Annotated in this window: 6 protein-coding genes; all 6 read left to right on the top strand. The window is 34.3% G+C overall.

Translation table 11 applies throughout. The features are described 5' to 3' along the window. Positions 1-18: 18 nt before the first annotated feature. A complete protein-coding gene (locus tag HMPREF3270_RS13960) occupies positions 19-186 on the top strand; it encodes a hypothetical protein (protein WP_176746723.1) in 168 nt (55 codons plus the stop codon). Between the two features lie 43 nt (positions 187-229). Continuing rightward, positions 230-514, top strand: a complete 285-nt coding sequence (locus HMPREF3270_RS08780) for a hypothetical protein (protein WP_070848694.1) — start codon at positions 230-232, stop codon at positions 512-514. Positions 515-551: 37 nt separating this feature from the next. Further along, the gene (locus tag HMPREF3270_RS08785) at positions 552-968 is read left to right on the top strand and encodes a hypothetical protein (protein WP_070469054.1); all 417 of its coding nucleotides are present in this window, start codon (positions 552-554) and stop codon (positions 966-968) included. After that, entirely contained in the window at positions 952-1,347 is a 396-nt protein-coding gene (locus HMPREF3270_RS08790; protein WP_070469052.1) for a hypothetical protein, read from the top strand. Before HMPREF3270_RS08785 ends, HMPREF3270_RS08790 begins: the two co-directional genes overlap by 17 nt. A gap of 47 nt (positions 1,348-1,394) precedes the next feature. Further along, on the top strand, positions 1,395-1,643 hold the full coding sequence (locus HMPREF3270_RS08795) for a phage holin (RefSeq protein ID WP_070626834.1): 249 nt from the start codon (positions 1,395-1,397) through the stop codon (positions 1,641-1,643). Position 1,644: 1 nt separating this feature from the next. Continuing rightward, positions 1,645-1,988 (top strand): M23 family metallopeptidase (locus HMPREF3270_RS08800; protein WP_141763136.1); only part of this gene is annotated, 344 nt, incomplete at its 3' end.

Here is a 1,988-nt window from a genome sequence, read left to right on the forward strand (position 1 = left end):
AATTGGAGGAACAAATAAATGAATCAAAATAACCAATTACAAGCAGATCCAAACAAGGTAATTAATAACTTATTGAACAGAATCACTGAGCTGGAAAAAGATAATGCAATTTTGTTCGCACTGTATCAAGAGGAATTAGAAAACAAACAAAATACTGGTGAAAATGACCGTGGTGTAAGTGAGTAACTTATACCACTATTTTTATACCAATTTTTAGGAGGAATTTATTATGGAAAAAATTAAGGAATTTTACTTAGTGGAAGTCAATAAATACGGAGAAGAAAGTCCATTAATGCAGAATTATTCAAATGGCTTTGTTAGAGGAGCCTCACCTAACACTGCTTATAAATTTCAAGAAAAAGAACAAGTGATGCAAGCTTGTAAGGTTCAAAATATGCTTGCTACTATTTTGAACAATGGGACTAAAACTTATTTTGTGGAACAAAATATTGAACGTGAAATGTATGATGAGAAAGGTGAAGTATATGTAAAAGGCGAGGTGCAAGAGGTATAGCCTTTTTCCCTAACTTTTTTAGAAAGCAGGTGAATGGATGAAAAAGCTGAATCTATCAGAGATGATAGCAAGCACCCTATTATTCGGAACAGGGTTATTCACGTTGTGGAGAGGGTTGTTCTGGACAATTGAGCAAGACTCGATTTTAGGCGATTCTGCTTTTTATAGAGAATTACACAACCTATTACCGATATGGATATGGGGTGTGTTGTTTTTACTTTCAGGCATATTATTAATGTGTGCAAGTTATTTACTACCTAAACAAAATCAAAAAAGTTATTGGCTAATCACAATCGGAAGTCTTATATCATTCGTTATGTATTTTATTATAACAAGTGCAAGTGTTTACAACGCAATTAATTGGTTATCTCCTATTCAATTCGCTACACTTTCAGGGGTTTATTTAGTGCTGATGTTTTTCGGAGGGTTTGAAATTTATGCCGAGCGAAGATAAATATGTACTACGTCATGAATGGGAAAGAGCGAATCGTAATATAGATGGGAAGATTAATGAAGTAGATAACAAGCATATAGCATTGCATAACGATTTAAAACTACTGGTCACACGATTAAACGATAGTAACGATGCATTAATTCAAAGCCAATTAACTACAAATAAGACTTTGGAAAAAATCAACGACAATCTTATAGGATTTAATAATCGTATCAAAGACGTTGAACATACTTCTGATATAACAATAAAAAGGTTAGATTCGATTGAAAACTTTGTATCTGAAAGGCAAAAAGGAAATATGCAGATATGGGTTGCAATCATTGGTGCTATATCTACTGTATTAGTCGGAGCATTAGGATTTGCAGCAACTTTTTTCTAAGTCGGCGCACTGCGTCGGCTTTTTACTATTTCAAAGGAGTGAATTAAATGGAAGATAAAATCAAACAATTCATCGGTTTAATCGGTGGTTTTCTCGGGGCATTATATCTTGCACTAAACACAAGTGGAATCAGCGCGGAATGGATTAATCCTCAAAAAGTAGATGCATGGATTAATGTGATCAATACTGGATTACCCCTCGCATTAGTATCATATGGTGTATGGAAGAATACATTTATTATTAAAAAATCAGCGCGTGACCAAGAAAAGTATTTAAAAGAGAAAGGGTTGAAATAGAATGCTAACTGCTATTGATTACCTTACTAAAAAAGGTTGGAAAATTTCATCCGACCCACGCACTTATGATAATTACCCTAAAAATTATGGATATAGAAATTATCAAGAAAATGGAATTAATTATGATGAATTTTGTGGTGGTTACCACAGAGCGTTTGATGTATATTCTAACGCCACAAATGACGTACCAGCACTCACAAGCGGAACAGTTATCACTAGTGAGCCATATGGCAATTTTGGAGGCACAGTGGAAATCAGAGATGCCAATGGTAACGATTGGATTTATGGCCACTTGCAACGTAATTCATTACGATTCTCAAAAGGCGATAAAGTCAATCAAGGCGA

The sequence above is a fragment of the Staphylococcus sp. HMSC65H10 genome (assembly GCF_001839185.1).
Lineage (GTDB): Bacteria > Bacillota > Bacilli > Staphylococcales > Staphylococcaceae > Staphylococcus > Staphylococcus simulans.

Bases quoted from the DNA above. Each gene is read 5' to 3' on its own strand.
- HMPREF3270_RS13960 (WP_176746723.1), top strand. From the start codon at position 19: ATGAATCAAAATAACCAATTACAAGCAGATCCAAACAAGGTAATTAAT.
- HMPREF3270_RS08780 (WP_070848694.1), top strand. From the start codon at position 230: ATGGAAAAAATTAAGGAATTTTACTTAGTGGAAGTCAATAAATACGGA.
- HMPREF3270_RS08785 (WP_070469054.1), top strand. From the start codon at position 552: ATGAAAAAGCTGAATCTATCAGAGATGATAGCAAGCACCCTATTATTC.
- HMPREF3270_RS08790 (WP_070469052.1), top strand. From the start codon at position 952: ATGCCGAGCGAAGATAAATATGTACTACGTCATGAATGGGAAAGAGCG.
- HMPREF3270_RS08795 (WP_070626834.1), top strand. From the start codon at position 1,395: ATGGAAGATAAAATCAAACAATTCATCGGTTTAATCGGTGGTTTTCTC.